We start from the raw sequence: 19,693 nt of genomic DNA, 5'->3' as shown, positions 1-19,693 counted from the left end.
GTTGCTCTTGAGCCCACTACAGCCCAAGCTGTAACCCGTGTCCAACCGGAATAAGCGAACAACCATGGGTCGAGTCGTGGCATCGGCGGTGTACAGCGCCGGCAGAAAGGTCACCAACATCAGCATCGATGAAGGCAGCGAGTGGGCGCGCAAGCCGGGGCACTTTGTATGGATCGGCCTGGAAGAGCCCAACGCAGAGGAGCTGGCCAACCTGCAGTGCCAGTTCAACCTGCACGAACTGGCCATCGAAGACGCTCTGGAAAAGCACAGCCGGCCCAAGCTGGAAACCTTTGGAGACGCCCTGTTCATTGTCACCTACTCGCCGGTGCGCCACGAAGGCAAGCTGGAGTTCATCGAAACCCACATCTTCGCCGGCAACGGCTACATCATCACCTGCCGCAACGGCCACTCCAAATCCTATGCCCTGGTGCGCCAGCGCTGCGAGGCGCGGCCGTTGCTGCTGGAGCACGGCGAAGACTTCGTGCTGTACGCCCTGCTCGACTTCGTCACCGAGAACTACCAGCCGGTCAGCGAGGCCATTCATGGCGAGATCGAAGAGCTGGAGCAGAGCGTGCTTGGCGGTTCGCTGCAAGAGGACGATATCCGCCGCTTGCACAGCCTGCGCCGCGACATCCTGCGCCTGCGCCGCTACGTGGCACCGATGGTGGAAGTGAGCGAGGAACTGCAGCGCCTGAGCTTCCCGTTCATCGACAAGAACATGCGCCCGTACTTCCGTGATGTGCAGATCCATGTGACGCGGCAGATGGAAGACCTGGCTGGCATCCGCGACATCGCCAGCCAGACCATCGAGATCGGCATGCTGCTGGAGTCGTCACGGCAGAGCATCGTGCAGCGCAAGTTTGCAGCCTGGGCAGCGATCCTGGCGTTCCCCACGGCAATTGCCGGGGTTTACGGGATGAACTTCCAGAACATGCCGGAGCTGGGGTGGCACTATGGGTACTTCGGGGTGCTGGGGGTGATCGGGCTGGGCTGTACCGCGTTGTATGCCAGCTTCAAGAAGTCTGGCTGGCTTTGATATTGTCGGGGCCGCTTTGCGGCCCATCGCGACACAAGGCCGCTCCTACAGGGGGGCGCGCCAGTCAGATTATTCGCGATCCCTGTAGGAGCGGCCTTGTGTCGCGATGGGCTGCACAGCAGCCCCCAGCCATCACGCTGCGGTATCTTTGCTCACCGGCTGCTGGATAAACCGCAACATCCACTCCCCCACCAGGTCGCCCTGGTGCTCGGTGGCCAGGCTGGCCACGGCCTTGTGGTACACCTCATCACCCAGATACTGCTGGCGCGCATCGAGCAGTGCACGGGAGTAGTCGTGCACGAACTCGGGGTGCCCCTGGAAGCACAGCACCTGGTCACGAATGTGGTACGCAGCGTTCGGGCAGAAATCGCTGGAGGCGATCACCGTGGCGCCTTCCGGCAGCTCGGTCACCTGGTCCTGGTGGCTGATCAGCAAGGTCAGCTCCGACACCTCCGGGTCCATCCACGGCGCATGGGCCGCCAGCGAATAGCGGTGGATACCCACGCCCCAGCCCTGCTCGGCACGCTCGGCCTTGCCACCCAGGGTCAACGCCAGCAACTGGTGGCCAAAACACACACCCAGCAGCTTCTCGCCACGCTCGTACAGCTTCAGCAGGTAGGCCTTGAGGGTCTGGATCCACGGGTCGGTACCAAACGAGTCGGCCTTGCTGCCCGTCACCAGGTAGGCATCGAACACTTCGTTGTCGGCGGGATAATCGCCATTCATCACGTTGTACACACGAAATTCGGCGGCGATCGGCTGACGCGAGAAGAGCTGCTCGAACATCCTGCCGTAGCCCTGGTACTGCGCGGTCAACTCCGGTCGCAGGACATCGGTTTCAAGGATGCAGATGCGTAACGACATAGGGGTAGTCCTGAACGACATGGGTGGGAATCTGCTGTAGAGACTGACGCGAAAGGCACGTACAAGCAAGTAGGCCGCACTGACGAACGGTCACATTTCGTCGGTGCCCTGCTGGCACTTGCGCCACCGTCTAGCCAGAGCATGCCAGCCGGCTGGCACTTGGCCTCATAGCCAGACGAAATCAACGAACTACAGTATTAGAACAAAGGGTTCTCAAACATGGATGACGCACACCCTACTGTTGGTTGTATATCCACTTTCAAGAGGCAGGCAGTTCAGGCGTCACGCAACGCCACTGCGATCGACCCGAAGCGCGACAGGGAAGCCAACGGGTATTCAGGAATAACAACAAGAAGGCGGTCCGCCATGTTCAGACAATCGAAAATTCGCCAAGCTGGGCTCATTCTCTTCGCCACGACTTTGCTGCTGATCCTGCCGAACCTCACACGTTTGTTCGGCTGACTGCCGCTGTGGCGCCAACAGGCAACGCACAGGTAACCTGCTGGCCTTGATGGTCGGAGATTACCCATGCGCCACTGCCTTGCACTGTTAGTGTTGCTCCTGAGCCTGCCGCTGTCGGCGGCGCAACTGCACCTTGAACTGGGCGCCACGACGCGCCAGTGGAGCAGTGCCGAACTGCTCGACCACCCGCAGGCCCGGGACATCAGCATCGACCAGGACGTTTCCTACAAGCAGCCCATGCATTATCGGGCGGTGCCGCTGGCCGCGCTGCTGGATGGCGTGAACGCCAGCGACCACCTGCAGGCGGTGGCGCTGGACGGTTTTGCCGCCGAAATGCCGGCGGCGCCACTGTTGCAGCACGGGCCGGCACAGGCCTGGCTGGCGGTGGAGGAGCCGGGCCGGCCGTGGCCACCACTGGGCCAGGGCAAGCCAAGTGCGGGGCCGTTCTACCTGGTGTGGACTGCACCGCAGGCCAGCGGCATCCGCCCGGAGCAGTGGCCGTTCCAGATCTCCACGATTCGCAAGCTGGCTTCTGTCGAGGCGCGTTTTCCGGCGCTGCTGCCCGACCCGAAGCTGTCGGCCGACAGCCCGGTGCGCCGGGGCTTTGCCTTGTTCCAGCAAAACTGCCTGGCGTGTCATAGGCTGAATGGCGCGGGGGATGCGCAGATGGGGCCGGACCTGAATGTGCCGCATAACCCGACCGAGTATTTTCGGCCTGAATATCTACGCCAGCTGATTCGGGACCCGCAGAGCCTGCGGCAGTGGCCACAGGCGAAGATGCCGGGGTTTGCAGAAAGTGTCTTGAGTGAAACGGAGCTGGATGAATTGCTGGCCTATTTGAGGCATATGGCCGGGCGCAGGCCTTGAGAACCTGGGGGCGCTTTGCGCCCCTTTCGCGACACAAGGCCGCTCCTACAAGGGTACGCGCACGCCTGTAGGAGCGGCCTTGTGTCGCGATGGGCCGCAAAGCGGCCCCAAATTCCCAAAATCTCAGGCTATGGGCCGCTCCTGCTTGACCCCCCACCCTTCCACCTCACCGCCATAAGGTGTCACCAGCTGCTCGAAGGCCTCTTCGAAGTCGCCAATCCCGCCATGGGTGGCATACATGACCTTGCTCAGCTCCAGATGCCAGGCACCGTCGCCCAGCTCCTTCACCTGGGCATTCAGCGATTCACCGCGAAACTGCCCGGCCGCGCGGCGCGCCCCTGCTTCGTCGGGGAATATGGCGTAGAACTCGATGGGGTGGATCTGGGTGAAGTCGAAACCGCCTGCCTTCATCTGGCGCAGGACGTTGCTGCTGATATCGTCGTTCTGGCTGCTCATGAAACGTCCTCCTGAATAATGCGATGGATAGACTTTCCGTGCACTACGCACCTGCCGGCAGCGGCCGGGCAGTTCGAGCTGATGCAAGACGCGAAGGGATGCGGTGCCAACCCGCAGAATAGGCCGGCACCTTCTTGCAGCGTAGTGCCTGCCAGGGCGCCACGCAAACGTGTGGTTCAGGGCGTTTCGTGGATGCTGGTGATGGTCACGCCACTCTGTTCCTTGAGCCAGCGTGCGGTGGGTGAAACAGTGCGATCCTGGAAGTCGTTGAGGTCCAGCTCGTCCATCACCGGGAACAGGTGCGAACGGATGGCCCGCGCGGCGTCCTCCTCGCTGGGGCACTGGTCGCCGTGCAGCGTCAGGGTGGTGAGCACGCCCTTCTGGTCGGCAAAGATGACTTCCCACTCTTTCATTGAACGAACCCTCTAAGTCAACGAACACCGGGTGTGTGATGCCTGAAACAAGTGACCTTGAGGTGGGGAGAATGTTCAGTCTGAGGGATTTGTGTTGGGCCCATTCGCGGGCACGCCCGCTCCCACAGGGCCACCACAAGGTCCGAAACCTGTGCTGTACCTGTGGGAGCGGGCGTGCCCGCGAATGGGCCGTGAAACGGCCCCGATCTACTTCGGCGTGCCGTGCACTACACCGGCAGTGTTATCCAGCAAGCTCTTGGTCGCGGTCTGGATATACGCTTCCAGCTTCTTCAGCATTTCCGGCTGGTCCGGGCTTTCGATCAGCTCGGCCTTGAACTCGCTGCCCAGCTGGTAGCGGTACATGCGCGGGGTCATGTCCTTGGACTCGATCAGGATGCGGTCGCCCTGCACCAGGCCGACGATCTGCTCGCTGCCCGATGGCTTGATCATGCCCACGCCCTGGTCGCCCTCAGGCAGGTTGAGCAGGTCGCGGCCCCAGCACTGGTGACGGGCCTGGCCACCCAGGCGGCCCATGATGGTCGGCACGATGTCGACCTGGGTGCCCACGGTGTGGTTGACCGCACCGAACTTCTCCTGGATGCCCGGGGCAATCAGCAGCAGCGGCACGTTGAAGCGGCCCAGGTCCAGCTCGGTGACCTGCTGGTGGTTGCCAAAGCCATGGTCGCCAACGATGACGAACAGGGTTTCCTTGAAGTACGGCTCCTTGCGCGCCTTCTCGAAGAACTGCCCCAGCGCCCAGTCCGAATAGCGCATGGCGGTCAGGTGCTCGTCCAGGCGGCCCTGGCCGGTTACCGGCTCTACCGGCAGGTCCTTGGGCAGCGCGTACGGGGTGTGGTTGGACAGGGTCTGCAGCAGCGCGTAGATCGGCTTCTTGCCATCGTGCTTGGCCAGCTCTTCGGCGCCGCGGTCGAACATGTCCTGGTCGGACACGCCCCAGGTCGGGTCGGAGAACACCGGGTTGACGAAGTCGTTACGGCCAATGAAGGTGGTCATGCCCTGGTTGCCGAAGAACCCGGACTGGTTGTCCCAGGCAAAGTCACCGTTGTAGACGTACACGTCGTCGTAATCGCGGGCGCTGAGCAACGCTGGCAGGCCGGACAGCTTGTGGCCGCCTTCCGGGGTCTGCATCAGGTATTCGAAGCCTGGCAGGTTGGGGAAGCAGGCCATGGTGGCGAACATGCCCTGGTGGGTATGGGTGCCGTTGGAGAAGAAGCGGTCGAACAGCAGGCCCTCTTTGGCCAGCTTGTCGAAGTACGGGGTGATGTTGTTGGGGCTGCCCAGCGCGCCAACCGAGTGGCCGGCGAAGCTTTCCATCAGGATCACCACCACGTTCTTGATCGGCAGGGTGCGCTCGGCCGGCGGCACGAAGTCGCGGCGGATGGCAGCCTCGTCGGCATCGACCAGGGTGTCGTTGGCGGTCAGCAGCTGCTCGCGCACGCTCTGCGTGGCCACGTCCTGCTCCAGCACCGGTTTCCAGATGTTGGCGCGGTCTTCGCCGAAGCGGCTCTTGGCAGCATCGATCAGGGTCAGGGTGCCGTTCAGGCCCAGCTGGTTGACGAAGTTGGAATCGGTGGTGAAGGCATCACCCCAGCGCATCGGCGGGCCCTGGCGCAGGGTGCCACGGGCGGCGACCACGGCCACCAGCAGGATCACCATGAACACCGCCAGGCGGTTGTACCACGGCGCCGCGCGGCGCTGCAGGGTGACCTCGCCGTCGCCATTGCCACGGGTCATGCGGTCGATGCCCTTGAACAGCAGGCTCAGCAGCCAGGTGCCGAACAGCCAGGCCAGCAGGTAGCGCACCACCGGGAAGCCGTACCAGAGCATGCTCAGCACGGTTTTCGGGTCTTCCTTGATGTACTGGAACACCAGGCCGTTGAGGCGCTGGTGGAACTCGCGATAGAAGTCCATCTCCATCAGGCCGAGGAACATCACCACGCTCGAGGTGATGGTCAGCCAGAAACGGAACAGGCCACGCCGGGCCATGGCCCAGGGGCTGAGGATGGCCAGCAGCAGCGGAATGCTGATGTACACCACCACCCGCAGGTCGAAGCGCAAGCCGTTGAGGAAGCCTTCGGCGACGGTCGCATTGGGGGTATCGCCGATCATGTCGCTGTTGTAGACCAGCAGCGCCAGGCGCACGAGGCTGAGCATCAGCATGATCACCAGGCCGCTGAGCAGCGTGTAGGCCAGGTGGGATTTCAGGGTGGGCGAGAACGACGCTCGCGCGCCCCGTTGCTTCAAGGCGTCCGGGTTAGCCATGAATGGGAAGGTCCTAGGATTGCGGGTTTGCGGAGATGGCGCAGGTGTATACCAACGCAGCATTGTGCGGGTGCGGATTCTGTTTAAACCAATGTGAAAATTTTGTCACGGGGGTGTTGCCGCTTTTGTCTGTTACGGCCTCTTCGCGGGCACGCCCGCTCCCACAGGGGATCACTGCCCTCGGTGCCGGTGATATCCCTGTGGGAGCGGGCGTGCCCGCGAAGAGGCCAGCACAGCCATTCAGATCCGCACATTCCCCCGCGGCCCGGCAATCGCCCAGATCACCAGGCCCACCACCGGCAGCAAGGCGATCAGCAAGATCCACAACACCTTGATGCCCACTTCGATGCCACTCTTGATCACATTGAGGATGGCCCAGATATCCAGCGCCAGGATGATCAGCCCGACAAGGCTGTTGAACGTCGACCCCATGCCTAAACTCCTGTCCAGAGGCTTTGCCACAGCATAGCCAGCTATCACGTCGATAGAAGGGAATCCTTGGCCGTTTGCGTGGGTCACTGCTTAAACTGCTGTATCCATTGATTTCGAGGTTGCCATGCCCCCCGCTCATACCCACCCCGTTGCCCTGCCCTCGCCCGTCAGCGCCTGGCGCCAACAGATGCACGACAACCCATGGATAGGTGCCGGCCTGGCCCTGAGCCTGCTGGTGGTACTGGTACTGCTGGGGGCAAGCCTGTGGAACGCAGTGAACGGCGACCACGCCGAAAACCTGCACCTGGCCGCACTGGGCGGGTTGTCCGGCTTTGGCGCCACGGCGCTGGGCGCGGTGCTGGCGGTGGTGCTGCGCGATGTCAGGGCGCGCACCCAGGATGTGATGCTGGGTTTTGCCGCCGGCATGATGCTGGCGGCCAGTTCGTTTTCGCTGATTCTGCCGGGCCTGGATGCCGCCCGCGAAATTACCGGCAACGGCCCGGCCGCGGCCTTTACCGTGGTGCTGGGCATGAGCCTGGGCGTGCTGCTGATGCTGGGCCTGGACCGCTTCACCCCGCATGAACACGAAAGCACCGGCCCGTGCGGCCCGGAGGCCGAGCGCATCAGCCGGGTGTGGTTGTTCGTGCTGGCGATTACCCTGCACAACCTGCCTGAGGGCATGGCCATTGGCGTGAGCTTTGCCAATGGCGACATGAACATCGGCCTGCCGCTGACCAGCGCCATCGCCATCCAGGACATCCCCGAGGGGCTGGCCGTGGCGCTGGCCTTGCGCGCTACCGGGTTGTCGAACCTGAAGGCTGCGCTGGTGGCGATCGGGTCGGGGCTGATGGAGCCGCTGGGTGCGGTGATCGGCCTGGGGATTTCGACCGGCTTTGCCCTGGCCTACCCGGTGAGCATGGGGCTGGCGGCGGGGGCGATGATCTTTGTGGTTAGCCACGAGGTGATTCCCGAAACCCACCGCAATGGGCACCAGACAGCGGCGACCCTGGGGTTGATGGGTGGGTTTGCGGTGATGATGTTCCTGGATACCGCACTGGGCTGACTATTCAGGTTGCCTGAACCGGCCTCTTCGCGGGCTTGCCCGCTCCCACAGGACTCCACTGCCCTCGGGCCCAGTGATTATCCTGTGGGAGCGGGCATGCCCGCTAAGAAGCAAACGCGGAAATCAGACGTGCACGGCGACCTTCAGGGCCTCCAGGGCCGGCTCGACCTTGATCCCCACCTCTGCCCCCAGCTCCAGCACCCGCGCCAGGTCGTTCTGCCCCACCATCACCATCTGCAGCTCGTCATCCAGCAACTGGCTGAAGTTGAGCAGCACATAACCACCCGCCTCTTTGTTCAGCGCGCCCATCTGCACCTGGATGCGGTTGAGTGCGGTCAGCGGCTCGGTGCGGGCCAGCTGCTTGGGCTTGAGGGTGAACGGCACGCTCTGGTCGAACGAATCGCTGATCTGCTGGAACAGGCCCTGGTAGCTGTCGGCCTGGAACACCACGGTGTCCGGCAGGCTGCCCAGCACCACCCATTCGCCCAGCGGGATGGGGAAGCTGTCGTCGTAGTTGATGTCTGGGTTGGCGGCCAGGAAGGCGGCGGGGTCGGCGTAGGCCTGGGCGGCCTCGTCGGCGATGCGCTCGATGTCTTCCTCGCGCATGCAGCCAGCGCCAATGAGGCTGATGAATTCGAGCAACTGAGTTTTCATGAAAGGGGGCCTGCGACGGGTGAAAAGTCGCCAAGGATAGCCGCAAATGCCCCCTTGCGGTTAGCCGGCCAGCACTTGCAGGCGCGCTGCGGCGTCCACGGCCCCCATGGTTTGCGCTGCCATCAACGCGGTGGTACCACGGGCATCCTGACGGGCCGGGTCGGCCCCCTGGGCCAGCAGGTAGTCGAGGATTTCGCTGCGGTTGAACATGGCCGCCAGCATCAGCGCGGTGCGGCCATCCTGCGCGGCGGCATCCACCGGTACGCCGTGCTCCAGCAACAGGCGGATCATGGCCAGGTCGCCCTTGAACGCGGCACCGGCGATGGGTAGCTGGCCGTTATCGTTGGCAATCAGCGGGTCGGCGCCATGCGCCAGCAGCACGCGCACTGCGTCGTGGTGGCCGTGGTAGCTGGCCAGCATCAGCAGGGTGTCACCCTTGTGGTTGCGCAGGTTGGCCGGCAGGCCGCTGGCAAGCAGGCGCCCGAGCATCTCGGCATCGCCTTGGCGAGCACGTTCGAACACCTGCTCGGCGAAGGCGGCGGTTTCGTCGTCGGTCATGGTGGCAGGCGTGGGTTGGCTGGACATTTGGAACCTCCTGGCAGAAATCGTTGCCCAAGTCTTTGTCAGGCAAGGCTGCCGGGTCAAAGGTTCAGATTCTATCGGGGCGATAGCTGGCCACGGGTCGTGCAATATGCACTGTGCAAAATGCACGACCGTGCAGCTTGCACGACAGCGTTTTGAGAAAAAATGCGTAACTGACTGAAATTAAATAAGTTTTCCATAAAAAACTTCCTGGCACGGTCACTGCAACGATCAACTCACGTCTGCCACGCAACAGCCAGGAGTTGATATGGACCTCATCCAGGAAAAGTTCGTTTCGGTATTTTCGGCCTACCAGGTAAATACCCAGGCCCGGCCCGACGGCGGTGTGCTGCTGACCCTGCGCGCTGCTGATGGCAAGGTCACCCGCCGTGTACTGACCTATACACAATTGCACAGTGCCGAACAGCTTTCGTGGGCGATCAGTGCAATTCGCCGGGATCTGGCGGAACAGGCCAGTGAACTGCCGGTGATTTCGATGCTGCAGAGCCAGCAGCGGTTTGCCTTACCGACTTATCGCTGAGTTTTGTGTTGGTTTATCTGGCCTCTTCGCAGCACGAGGCTGCTCCTACAGTGCCCGCGTCGACCTCAGGCTTCGCGTTTTACTTGTAGGAGCAGCCTTGTGCTGCGAAGAGGCCGGCAAAGCCTTACAACTCATCAATGCCCAGAAACGCCCGCGCAGTCACATCCCCGGTAAACCTCGGCTGCATCCCCTGCTCGCTGCCATACAACCGCAACGCCAGGCAAAACGGCGCATCGCCCAGCTCGATCCAGCGCCGGGTCCCCGCTGGCACTACCAGCTGGTCACCCTTCTCGCACAGCACCGAATACACCCAATCCCCCAAACGCAGGCCAACCTGCGCCCGCCCGCTGATCATGGCAAACACCTCGTCGGCGTCATGCACATGCTCATCCCGCACGTCCACCTGCGCCGGGGCCTCGCCGTCACGGTTGAGCACCACGAAGGCTTTGCTGCCATGCGCCGTCATCAACTGGTCCAGGTGATCGCGACAGGTCTCCAGCACCTCGTCCTGGGCCGTGCCCGGGCGCACCCGCAGGCCATGCTCGGCCTGGGTAAAGCGCACGCCCTGCTCGGCCAGGGTGGCGGCGATGTCGTCGTGGTGGGTCAGCACCTTGTTCGGCAGTTCCGGGCTGGAGGGGTGGAAAACGCTGAGAATGCTCATCAGGGGCGGGTCCTGGTCGGTTGCGAACAAAGGGCAATGATAACGGCTGCAGCCAAGGCTGCGGCACTGGCCATACCAAAGGTGAAGGTGGGCCCCAGCAGTTTCCAGCTGTAACCCGAATACAACGCCCCCAGCGCACCGCCAGTGCCCGACAGCGCCGCATACAGCGCCTGGCCCTGGCCCTGCTGGCGGGCGCCGAAGCTTGCCTGGACGAAAGCGATGCTGGCGGCATGGAAGCAGCCGAAGGTGGCAGCATGCAGCACCTGGGCGAACACCAGCACCGCCGGCTCGCCGGCCAGGTTGCCCAGCAACAGCCAGCGCAGCGCCGCCAGCACGAAGCTGGCCAGCAGCACCTGTTGCACCGAAAAGCGCGCGAAGATGCGGCTCATGGCCATGAACACCAGTACTTCGGCCACCACCCCCAGTGCCCACAGCAAGCCAATGGCACCCCGGGCATAGCCCAGATGTTCCAGGTGCAGGGTGAGGAAGGTGTAGTACGGCCCGTGGCTGAGTTGCATCAGTGCCACGCAGGCGTAGAACGCGATCACACCGGGCGCCCGCAGCTGCTGCAGGAAGCCGCCCGCGCCGCTGCGCTCGCCCTGCTCCACCGGCTGGGCATTGGGTACCCACAGGCTGGCGGCGACGATGCCGGCCATGATCGTGACCAGCGCCACCGGGTAGATATCCAGGCTCAGCCACTCGAACAGCCGGCCCAGGCCGACCACGGTGAGGATGAAGCCGATCGAGCCCCAGAGGCGCACCTGGCTGTAGCGCGCGGTTTGCCCGTGCAGGTGAGCCAGGGTGATGACCTCGAACTGCGGCAGCACCGCATGCCAGAAGAACGCGTGCAGGGCCATGACCAGCGCCAGCCAGGCGTAGCTTTTGCCTAGGAAGATCAGGGCGAAGGTGGCCAGGGTCGACAATGCGCCCAGGCGCACGATCAGCAGGCGCCGGCCGGTGCGGTCACCCAGCCAGCCCCACAGGTTGGGGGCGATGCAGCGCATGAGCATGGGGATGGCCACCAGCTCGCCGATGCGTGCTGGAGAGAAGCCCAGATGGTCGAAGTACAGCGCCAGGAACGGGGCGGTGGAACCGAGCAGGGCGAAGTAGAACAGATAGAAGCTGGACAGGCGCCAGTAGGGGATTGGTTGCATGGGGTGGCCTTGTGGGGACCTGTGCCGGCCTCTTCGCGGGTAAACCCGCTCCCACAGGAACCTCACTGCCCTCAGGCCCAGTGATATTCCTGTGGGAGCGGGCGCGCCCGCGAAGAGGCCGGTACGGGGGAATCAGAGCTGGCCCAGCACCGGGGTATTCACCTTCACATCGGCATTCTGCGCGCGGTGGCGCAGCAGGTGGTCCATCAGCGCGATGGCCATCATCGCCTCGGCGATCGGCGTGGCGCGGATGCCCACGCACGGGTCGTGGCGGCCTTTGGTGATGACGTCCACCGGGTTGCCGTCGATGTCGATGGAGCGGCCCGGGGTGGTGATGCTGGAGGTCGGCTTCAGCGCCAGGTGAGCAACGATCGGCTGGCCCGAGGAAATACCGCCGAGGATGCCGCCAGCGTTGTTGCTGAGGAAGCCCTCCGGGGTCAGTTCGTCACGGTGCTCGGTGCCGCGCTGGGCCACGCTGGCGAAGCCGGCGCCGATTTCCACGCCCTTGACCGCGTTGATGCTCATCAGCGCATGGGCCAGTTCGGCGTCGAGGCGGTCGAAGATTGGCTCGCCCAGGCCCGGCATGACGCCTTCGGCGACCACGGTGATCTTGGCACCCACCGAGTCCTGGTCACGGCGCAGCTGGTCCATGTAGGCCTCCAGCTCCGGCACTTTGCTCGGGTCTGGGCTGAAGAAGGCATTCTGCTCCACCGACTCCCAGGTCTTGAACGGGATTTCGATCGGGCCCAACTGGCTCATGTAGCCGCGCACGGTGATGCCCTGGGTGGCCAGGTATTTCTTGGCGATGGCACCGGCGGCCACGCGCATGGCGGTTTCACGGGCCGAGCTGCGGCCACCGCCGCGGTAGTCGCGGATCCCGTACTTGTGGTGGTAGGTGTAGTCGGCGTGGGCCGGGCGGAACAGGTCCTTGATCGCCGAGTAGTCCTTGGACTTCTGGTCGGTGTTGCGGATCAGCAGGCCGATCGAGCAGCCGGTGGTGCGGCCTTCGAACACGCCGGAGAGGATCTCCACCTCGTCGGCTTCCTGGCGCTGGGTGGTGTGCCGGCTGGTGCCGGGCTTGCGCCGGTCGAGGTCGTGCTGCAGGTCGGCGAGGGAAATTTCCAGGCCCGGTGGGCATCCATCGACAATGGCGACCAACGCCGGGCCATGGCTCTCGCCAGCGGTGGTGACAGTGAACAGCTTGCCGTAGGTATTGCCGGACATGGACGCTCCGCGAGATCTGCCTGAAGTGAACGAAAGCGGCAGTATACAGATGGATTGATCGCCTGTGCTGGCCTCTTCGCGGGTAAACCCGCTCCCACAGGGCAGTCACAGGATGCGAAAATTGTGCTGTACCTGTGGGAGCGGGTTTACCCGCGAAGAGGCCAGTACAGGCAACCTCCCCTTCGAACCTTCCCGCAAACACTGGGTCAAACCCTCATCTCCCCATGTAGTACCGCATGATGTCGCGCCTCGTCGCCCTCTTCTTCCTGCTGTGCACCGGTCTGGCCCAGGCCGCCGCCCCCACCGTGCTGCAACGCCCGATCGACCTCGACACCGGCCAGGGCGTGCTGCACGGCAGCCTGCTGCTGCCGCAACAGCCCACCCCGCCACCGGTGGTGCTGATCATCGCCGGCTCCGGCCCCACCGACCGAGACGGCAACAACCCGGCGTCAGGCCGGGTCGACAACCTCAAGCGCCTGGCCCTGCTGCTGGCCAACGAGCACATCGCCAGCGTGCGCTACGACAAGCGCGGGGTGGCCGCCAGCCAGCCGGCCACGCCCGACGAGCGTGACCTGAGCGTGGAGCGCTACGTGGCCGACGTGGTTGCCTGGAGCCAAAAGCTCAAGGCCGACCCGCGCTTTGGCCCGTTGATCCTGATCGGCCACAGCGAAGGCGCGCTGATCGCCAGCCTGGCCGCCGAGCAGGCCGGCGCCAGCGCGGTGATTACCCTGGCCGGCAGCGGCCGGCCGCTGGCCGAGGTGCTGCGCGAACAGCTGGCCCAGCGCCTGCCGCCGGCACAACTGGCCGGTGGCAGCGCCCTGCTCGACCGCCTGCAGGCCGGGCAGACCAGCCTGGAGGTGCCGGCGCCGCTGCGCCAGGTGTTCCGCCCCAGCGTGCAGCCCTACCTGATTTCGCTGTTCCAGCAGAACCCGGCGGCGGCCTTTGCCCGCCTGCCCATGCCCGCGCTCATTGTGCAGGGGCGCAACGACGTGCAGGTGGGCGTGGTCGACGCCGAACGGCTGAAGGCTGCCAAGCCGGATGCCCAACTGGTGCTGATCGATGGCATGAACCACATGCTGCGCATCAGCCCCAAGGCAATGAGCCAGCAGCGCGACAGCTACCTCAACCCTGAACTGCCGCTGGCAAGGGAGCTTGGCGAGCAGATTGTGACGTTTATCCAGCATTTGCCTTCGGCGTAAGGGAAATAGGCTCAGGTCCTGGGCGCTTCTGCCGATAGGGTGGATAACGGCGAAAATTGGGGCCGCTGCGCGGCCCTTCGCGACACAAGGCCGCTCCTACAGCGTTACGCGTCGTCTCTGCGATGCGCGATCCTCTGTAGGAGCGGCCTTGCGTCGCGAAAGGGGCACGCAGTGCCCCCTCTTGCAGCCGGCACGCACTTGAGGACAAGCCCTGATGACAACCGCCCCCGCCGCCGTAGAGCCGGCCGAAGAGCCCGAGGAAAGCACCGCCCTGCCCTGGGCCGAGCTGGCCGCCGAACATTTCCAGCTGTTGCGCCTGGCCGCCCTGCCCACCGACCGCAACACCGGCGCACGGCCGCTGCGCTTTGTGCAGTTCGGTTATGCCGAACGCCACGACAAGGCCCACAGCCTGTTGCGCATGGAAATCCAGTTGCCCGGGCAGAAGGTGCACAAGGAACAGAACCGACTGGACATTCGCGTCGACCACACCGCGCGCCGGGTGCGCATTGGCAATGAACATGGCCTGCAACTGGAGCCGCTGAACCGTGGCATCGGCCGCTTCTTGCTGGCCCAGGCCGCGCAGTGGCTGCAGCGCAATTGGTCGCACTACCAGATCGAGGGCATGGCGCTGCCGAGCAAGGATGCGCTGAACGAAGACTCACGCCTGCGTCGTGACCACTGCCTGCGCGGCATGGGTATCGAGGTGGAGTACGAGGACAGCCAGCATCTGAAGGGCCGTACCGTGGAAATGACGGTGGGCCAGCTCAAGGGCGCGTGGAACAGCGAGCGCTTGCAGCGAGTGGGGATACTGGATGCTGCCGGCCTGCTGCAGCAGGCTGACCAGCAGTTGCAGGAAAAGGAAGGGCAACTGCGTGAGCGGGATGAACGGGTTGCCAAGTACCAGCGTGAGGACAGCGGGTTGCGCTTTACCATCACCTGCCTGGTGGCGTTTGCGGTGTTCCAGGCGGGGCTGCTGATCTGGATTGCCACGCGCTGACATCGCGTCGCCTAGCCGTTAGGAATTGGGGCCGCTTTGCGGCCCATCGCGACACAAGGCCGCTCCTACAGGAGATCGCGTAGCACAGGGATGACGCGTATCCCTGTAGGAGCGGCCTTGTGTCGCGATGGGCTGCAACGCAGCCCCAATGAATCAGACCCGGGCCTTGAACAGTTCCTGATGCTGGCGGCACTGCTCGGCAGTCAGCATGAACACCCCATGCCCGCCGCGCTCGAACTCCAGCCAGGCAAAGTCCACTTCGGGGTACAGCGCCTCGACATGCACCTGGCTGTTGCCCACCTCGACAATCAGCAAGCCCTTGTCAGTCAGGTGATCCGCCGCTTCGGCCAGCATGCGCCGCACCAGGTCCAGGCCATCGTTGCCGCAGGCCAGGCCCAACTCGGGCTCGTGGTGGTATTCGGCCGGCATGTCGTCGAAGTCTTCGGCATCGACATACGGCGGGTTGGACAGGATCAGGTCGAAACGCTGCCCCGGCAAACCGCCAAAACCGTCGCCCTGCACGGTGTACACGCGCCCGTCCAGGCCGTGGCGTTCGATGTTCTGGTTGGCCACTTCGAGCGCTTCGAACGACAGGTCGGCCAGCACTACCTCGGCCTCGGGGAACACATCGGCGGCAACGATGCCGATGCAGCCAGAACCGGTGCACAGGTCGAGAATGCGCGCCGGCTCGCTCGCCAGCCACGGCTCGAAGCGTTTCTCGATCAGCTCGCCAATCGGCGAACGCGGCACCAGCACGCGCTCGTCGACGATGAACGACATGCCGCAGAACCAGGCCTCGCCCAGCAGGTAGGCGGCCGGCACGCGTTCTTCGATACGGCGCTTCAGCAGGTGCTGCAGGCGTACCCGCTCGTCGTCCTCGAGCATGCAGTCCAGGTAGCTGTCGGCCACCTCCCACGGCAGGTGAACCGCCCCCAGTACCAACAGGCGGGCCTCGTCCCAGGCGTTGTCGGCACCGTGGCCGAAGAACAGGTCGTGCTCGTGGAAGCGGCTGACCGCCCAGCGGATGTAGTCGCGCAGCGTGCGCAGGCGGGATGTGATCACGGGGTACTCCTAATTCAGACCGGACAAAAGTCTAACAGCCCCACCCGCACATTTGTTCCTTTGCCTTACCCAATGGCTAGCCACAAGCCAGTAACCATGCCGCTTGCGTTGTCAACCATTCCCATTGGCGCCAAGGCAGGGGAGAATAGGTATACAAAAGCCCTATCCAAGGAGCCCTTGATGTCCGTTCCAACCACGATGTTTCGCCTCACTGGCCGCGACTACCCGCCGGCCAAGCTGAGCCACGCCAGCCTGATCATCATCGATGCGCAAAAGGAGTACCTCAGCGGGCCCCTGGCGCTGTCGGGCATGGACGAGGCCGTGGCCAACATCGCCAGGTTGCTCGACGCCGCGCGCAAGAGCGGCCGTCCGATCATCCACGTTCGCCACCTGGGCACTGTCGGTGGCCGCTTCGACCCACAAGGGCCGGCCGGCCAGTTCATTCCGGGGCTGGAGCCGCTGGAAGGCGAAATCGTCATCGAAAAACGCATGCCCAATGCATTCAAGAACACCCAACTGCATGAGACCCTGCAGGCGCTGGGCCACCTGGACCTGATCGTCTGCGGCTTCATGAGCCACTCCAGCGTCAGCACCACGGTACGCCGCGCCAAGGACTATGGTTACCGCTGCACCCTGGTGGAAGACGCTTCGGCGACCCGCGACCTGGCATTCAAGGATGGGGTGATCCCGGCCGCGCAGATCCACCAGTGCGAAATGGCCGTGATGGCCGACAACTTCGCTTGCGTGGCCCCCACCGCCAGCCTGATCTGATCGGCTGGTACAACCGCCCGGCAGCCGGGCGGAACCCGATGGGCGGCTCCAGGTCGAATTCCGGATATCCACAGAGGAGAGCGGAATGAAGCTCAAAGGCAGTTTCGACGCCAAGCGCCTGCGCCCGCGCGAACCGCGTAACTGGGGCGCCCGCCTGGCGGCCGGCCTGTCGGCCATGCTGGCGACCCTTGGCGTGCTGCTGGCGATGGCCGGGGTCGCCGGCCTGCTGGGCAACTACCCTGCCCTGGCGGAGCTCAATGCCAACAAACCGCTGGCCGGCATCCTCACCGTGGCCGGCCTGCTGCTGCTTTGGCTGGGCGTGCGCTTCTGGCGGCGCAGCCGCATTCGCCTGCGCCGCGGGCGGGAACTGAACCTGTCGCCGCACCTGATGAAGAAGCATGACTGAAACCTGTACCGGCCCTATCGCCGGCAAGCCAGCTCCCACAGGTACCCCACAAGTCCTCAGGCCCTTGGTAATCCTGTGGGAGCCGGCTTGCCGGCGATAGGGCCCACACAGGCTGCACAAGGCCCCACAGTCGCGTAAACTACGCCGCCCACGTGGAGGCATCATGCAAGACGACGATTTTTCCCTGTTCAAGGCCGAAGTGCGCGGTGTCAAACCGATCACGCACGACCGCGCCGAAGTCGGCAAGCCCAAGGCCGACCGCCAGAAGCTGGCCGGCCTGCGCCAGGCGGCGACCGTGCGCAGTGACAAGGCGCTGGTTATCGACGGCATGTCCGACCAGTTCGTCATCGACGTTGGCGCCGAAGACGAGCTGCTGTGGCGCCGCGACGGCGTGCAGGAAGGCCAGCTGCGCAAGCTGAAGCTGGGGCAGATCCCGTTCGAGGGCAGCCTCGACCTGCATGGCATGACCGTGGAAAAGGCCCGCGAAACCCTGTGGGACTTCATCGCCGAAGCCACCAAACTGGAAGTACGCTGCGTGCGGGTTACCCACGGCAAGGCCGCGCGCCTGGACGGCAAGCGCCCGATGATCAAGAGCCACGTCAACACCTGGCTGCGCCAGCACCCGCAGGTGCTCGGTTTTGCCTCGTGCAACGCCCGCCATGGCGGCACCGGCGCGGTGTATGTGATGCTCAAGCGAACCATGCTCGAAGGCCGCGAGGAGTAACGCCGCGCTTGCAGCGCCGCCCTCACCGCCGTACCCTTCGTTTTTGCGATTTTTTCCCACAGGTAGATCCATGTCCCTGGAACAGAACTACACCGAGATCCTCAGCCAGATTGGCGAGGACGTCTCCCGTGAGGGCCTGCTCGACACGCCCAAGCGGGCTGCAAAGGCGATGAAGTACCTTTGCCGCGGTTATGAGCAAACACTGGAAGAAGTCACCAACAACGCGCTGTTCAGCTCTGACAACAGCGAAATGGTGCTGGTCCGGGACATCGAGCTGTATTCGATGTGCGAACACCACATGCTGCCGTTCATCGGCAAGGCGCACGTGGCCTACCTGCCCAAGGGCAAGGTACTGGGCCTGTCGAAGGTGGCGCGCATCGTCGACATGTACGCTCGCCGCCTGCAGATCCAGGAAAACCTCAGCCGCCAGGTTGCCGAGGCCGTGCAGCAGGTAACCGGCGCCGCCGGTGTTGCCGTGGTCATCGAAGCCAAGCACATGTGCATGATGATGCGCGGTGTCGAGAAGCAGAACTCGACCATGATCACCTCGGTGATGCTGGGTGAGTTCCGCGAAAACGCCGCCACCCGCAGCGAGTTCCTCAGCCTGATCAAGTGATTGGCTGCTGACCCCGAGCCGACCCTGCCGGGTCGGCTTTTTCATTTCAGGAGTTGCCCATGATCGTCAAAGCCCTGCGGGTTGGCCTCGGCCAGCTCATCGTGTTCGGCGACTGGATCAGCCGCCCGGCCAAGCGCAAGCGCGACGCCGCCGCCCAGGCCCGCGTCGAGCAAGCGGCCCAGGGCCTGGCGCTGTACCAGTTCCACGCCTGCCCGTTCTGCGTCAAGACCCGCCGTACCCTGCACCGTTTGAACGTGCCGGTGGCGCTGCGCGATGCCAAGAACGACCCGGTGCACCGCCAGGCCCTGCAGGAAGGTGGCGGCCGGGTGAAAGTGCCGTGCCTGCGCATTGAAGACGCGGGCAAGGTGACCTGGATGTATGAGTCCAAGGCGATCATTGCCTACCTGGATGAGCGGTTCGCTTCGGCCTGACCGTTTGCAGGCGGCCTGTACTGGCCCTTTCGCGGGCACGCCCGCTCCCACAGGTTCACCACAGGGCTGAATATTGTGGAATACCTGTGGGAGCGGGCATGCCCGCGAAGAGGCCGGCACAGGCTAGAAACTAGCCCACCATCGGCACATGCCGTGGATGGCTGCTGACCCGCTCCAGCCAGGCCCTCACTGCCGGGTAGTCGGCCAGGTCGAACCCGCCCTGCTGCGCCACATGGGTGTAGGCATACAACGCCACATCGGCAATCGAATACTGTTCGCCGACCAGGTATGGCGTCATCTGCAGCTGCCGCTCCATCACCCTCAGGGCCTTGTAACCGCCCTTGTGCAGCTTGCGGTACTCCTCCAGGCGCTCGTCCGGCAACCCCAGGTAGAACTGGATGAAACGCGCCACGGCAATGTACGGCTCATGGCTGTACTGCTCGAAGAACTGCCACTGCAACACCTGGGTGCGCAGGCGTGGCTCGGTGGGCAGAAACTCGCTGCCATCGGCCAGGAAGTTGAGAATGGCATTGGACTCCCACAGGTAGCTGCCGTCTTCCAACTCCAGCACCGGCACCTTGCCGTTGGGGTTCATCGCCAGGAACTCGGGCGTTTCGGTCTCGCCCTTGAGGATGTCCACCGGGTGCCATTCATATGGCCGGCCCAGCAGGCTCAACATCAGCTTGACCTTGTAACAGTTGCCCGACTGGTAGTCGCCATAGACCTTGTACATCGCCCCTCCACTCCCCAAGCAGTTCTGCATTTGCGCCCAATAGTTGGCGACTGTACGGCTAA

Annotated in this window: 24 protein-coding genes; 12 read left to right on the top strand and 12 right to left on the bottom strand. The window is 64.0% G+C overall.

Going from position 1 to position 19,693, the window contains the following annotated elements:
- Positions 1-64 precede the first annotated feature (64 nt).
- Positions 65-1,036 carry a magnesium and cobalt transport protein CorA gene (locus C163_RS06870; protein WP_015269363.1) on the top strand — a complete coding sequence of 324 codons (972 nt, stop codon included), beginning with the start codon at positions 65-67 and terminating at the stop codon, positions 1,034-1,036.
- A gap of 132 nt (positions 1,037-1,168) precedes the next feature.
- On the opposite strand, the gene C163_RS06865 is transcribed toward C163_RS06870, so the two are convergent.
- On the bottom strand, positions 1,169-1,900 hold the full coding sequence (locus C163_RS06865) for an amidotransferase (RefSeq protein WP_025338166.1): 732 nt from the start codon (positions 1,898-1,900) through the stop codon (positions 1,169-1,171).
- 219 nt (positions 1,901-2,119) lie between these two features.
- On the opposite strand from C163_RS06865, the gene C163_RS27065 reads away from it, so the two are divergent.
- A complete protein-coding gene (locus C163_RS27065) occupies positions 2,120-2,362 on the top strand; it encodes a hypothetical protein (RefSeq protein ID WP_128637193.1) in 243 nt (80 codons plus the stop codon).
- A gap of 66 nt (positions 2,363-2,428) precedes the next feature.
- Positions 2,429-3,229: a cytochrome c gene (locus C163_RS06860; protein ID WP_025338165.1), complete on the top strand. Its 801-nt coding sequence runs from the start codon at positions 2,429-2,431 to the stop codon at positions 3,227-3,229.
- Between the two features lie 123 nt (positions 3,230-3,352).
- On the opposite strand, the gene C163_RS06855 is transcribed toward C163_RS06860, so the two are convergent.
- From C163_RS06855 to C163_RS06840, 4 genes are all read right to left on the bottom strand, one after another.
- Entirely contained in the window at positions 3,353-3,685 is a 333-nt protein-coding gene (locus C163_RS06855) for a ribonuclease E inhibitor RraB (RefSeq protein WP_003260395.1), read from the bottom strand.
- 176 nt (positions 3,686-3,861) lie between these two features.
- On the bottom strand, positions 3,862-4,098 hold the full coding sequence (locus C163_RS06850) for a hypothetical protein (protein ID WP_025338164.1): 237 nt from the start codon (positions 4,096-4,098) through the stop codon (positions 3,862-3,864).
- 207 nt (positions 4,099-4,305) lie between these two features.
- Positions 4,306-6,381, bottom strand: a complete 2,076-nt coding sequence (locus C163_RS06845; RefSeq protein WP_025338163.1) for an LTA synthase family protein — start codon at positions 6,379-6,381, stop codon at positions 4,306-4,308.
- Positions 6,382-6,621: 240 nt separating this feature from the next.
- Positions 6,622-6,813, bottom strand: a complete 192-nt coding sequence (locus C163_RS06840; protein ID WP_025338162.1) for a PLDc N-terminal domain-containing protein — start codon at positions 6,811-6,813, stop codon at positions 6,622-6,624.
- 124 nt (positions 6,814-6,937) lie between these two features.
- Here C163_RS06840 and C163_RS06835 point away from each other — a divergent pair, with 124 nt between their 5' ends.
- The gene (locus tag C163_RS06835; RefSeq protein ID WP_025338161.1) at positions 6,938-7,876 is read left to right on the top strand and encodes a ZIP family metal transporter; all 939 of its coding nucleotides are present in this window, start codon (positions 6,938-6,940) and stop codon (positions 7,874-7,876) included.
- A 123-nt stretch (positions 7,877-7,999) separates the two neighbouring features.
- On the opposite strand, the gene C163_RS06830 is transcribed toward C163_RS06835, so the two are convergent.
- A complete protein-coding gene (locus C163_RS06830) occupies positions 8,000-8,530 on the bottom strand; it encodes a hypothetical protein (protein ID WP_025338160.1) in 531 nt (176 codons plus the stop codon).
- Between the two features lie 60 nt (positions 8,531-8,590).
- Positions 8,591-9,115: an ankyrin repeat domain-containing protein gene (locus C163_RS06825; RefSeq protein ID WP_025338159.1), complete on the bottom strand. Its 525-nt coding sequence runs from the start codon at positions 9,113-9,115 to the stop codon at positions 8,591-8,593.
- A gap of 265 nt (positions 9,116-9,380) precedes the next feature.
- Between C163_RS06825 and C163_RS06820 the strand changes: the two genes are divergently transcribed.
- On the top strand, positions 9,381-9,653 hold the full coding sequence (locus tag C163_RS06820; protein ID WP_025338158.1) for a DUF3509 domain-containing protein: 273 nt from the start codon (positions 9,381-9,383) through the stop codon (positions 9,651-9,653).
- A 124-nt stretch (positions 9,654-9,777) separates the two neighbouring features.
- On the opposite strand, the gene C163_RS06815 is transcribed toward C163_RS06820, so the two are convergent.
- The 3 genes from C163_RS06815 to aroC form a co-directional block, all read right to left on the bottom strand.
- The gene (locus C163_RS06815; protein ID WP_025338157.1) at positions 9,778-10,314 is read right to left on the bottom strand and encodes an oxidase; all 537 of its coding nucleotides are present in this window, start codon (positions 10,312-10,314) and stop codon (positions 9,778-9,780) included.
- Entirely contained in the window at positions 10,314-11,468 is a 1,155-nt protein-coding gene (locus tag C163_RS06810) for an MFS transporter (protein WP_025338156.1), read from the bottom strand. The genes C163_RS06815 and C163_RS06810 overlap by 1 nt, the downstream gene beginning before the upstream one ends.
- A gap of 132 nt (positions 11,469-11,600) precedes the next feature.
- A complete protein-coding gene (aroC, locus tag C163_RS06805) occupies positions 11,601-12,692 on the bottom strand; it encodes a chorismate synthase (protein WP_025338155.1) in 1,092 nt (363 codons plus the stop codon).
- Between the two features lie 236 nt (positions 12,693-12,928).
- Here aroC and C163_RS06800 point away from each other — a divergent pair, with 236 nt between their 5' ends.
- Together C163_RS06800 and C163_RS06795 are read left to right on the top strand one after the other, a co-directional pair.
- Entirely contained in the window at positions 12,929-13,891 is a 963-nt protein-coding gene (locus tag C163_RS06800; RefSeq protein WP_025338154.1) for an alpha/beta hydrolase, read from the top strand.
- 214 nt (positions 13,892-14,105) lie between these two features.
- Positions 14,106-14,888, top strand: coding sequence for a hypothetical protein (locus C163_RS06795; protein WP_025338153.1), 783 nt, complete (start codon positions 14,106-14,108; stop codon positions 14,886-14,888).
- A gap of 153 nt (positions 14,889-15,041) precedes the next feature.
- Here C163_RS06795 and prmB read toward each other — a convergent pair whose 3' ends face one another.
- Positions 15,042-15,950 carry a 50S ribosomal protein L3 N(5)-glutamine methyltransferase gene (gene prmB / locus C163_RS06790; RefSeq protein WP_015269350.1) on the bottom strand — a complete coding sequence of 303 codons (909 nt, stop codon included), beginning with the start codon at positions 15,948-15,950 and terminating at the stop codon, positions 15,042-15,044.
- Positions 15,951-16,130: 180 nt separating this feature from the next.
- On the opposite strand from prmB, the gene C163_RS06785 reads away from it, so the two are divergent.
- The 5 genes from C163_RS06785 (at position 16,131) to C163_RS06765 (ending at position 18,898) form a co-directional block, all read left to right on the top strand.
- Positions 16,131-16,721 carry a cysteine hydrolase family protein gene (locus C163_RS06785; protein ID WP_025338152.1) on the top strand — a complete coding sequence of 197 codons (591 nt, stop codon included), beginning with the start codon at positions 16,131-16,133 and terminating at the stop codon, positions 16,719-16,721.
- A gap of 85 nt (positions 16,722-16,806) precedes the next feature.
- Positions 16,807-17,127: a hypothetical protein gene (locus tag C163_RS06780; RefSeq protein WP_024086500.1), complete on the top strand. Its 321-nt coding sequence runs from the start codon at positions 16,807-16,809 to the stop codon at positions 17,125-17,127.
- Positions 17,128-17,290: 163 nt separating this feature from the next.
- Positions 17,291-17,851: a Smr/MutS family protein gene (locus C163_RS06775; protein WP_025338151.1), complete on the top strand. Its 561-nt coding sequence runs from the start codon at positions 17,291-17,293 to the stop codon at positions 17,849-17,851.
- A 70-nt stretch (positions 17,852-17,921) separates the two neighbouring features.
- Positions 17,922-18,467: a GTP cyclohydrolase I FolE gene (gene folE, locus C163_RS06770; protein WP_013971502.1), complete on the top strand. Its 546-nt coding sequence runs from the start codon at positions 17,922-17,924 to the stop codon at positions 18,465-18,467.
- Positions 18,468-18,526: 59 nt separating this feature from the next.
- Positions 18,527-18,898, top strand: coding sequence for a glutaredoxin domain-containing protein (locus C163_RS06765; protein ID WP_025338150.1), 372 nt, complete (start codon positions 18,527-18,529; stop codon positions 18,896-18,898).
- 130 nt (positions 18,899-19,028) lie between these two features.
- Here the strand turns inward: C163_RS06765 and C163_RS06760 are convergent, their stop codons facing one another.
- Positions 19,029-19,631 (bottom strand): glutathione S-transferase family protein, encoded by a 603-nt coding sequence (locus tag C163_RS06760; RefSeq protein WP_025338149.1) that lies wholly within the window; start codon positions 19,629-19,631, stop codon positions 19,029-19,031.
- Positions 19,632-19,693 lie beyond the last annotated feature (62 nt).

The organism is Pseudomonas sp. FGI182, assembly GCF_000511325.1.
Classification (GTDB): Bacteria; Pseudomonadota; Gammaproteobacteria; order Pseudomonadales; family Pseudomonadaceae; genus Aquipseudomonas; species Aquipseudomonas putida_Z.
This window is presented reverse-complemented; position numbering and strand designations above follow the sequence as displayed.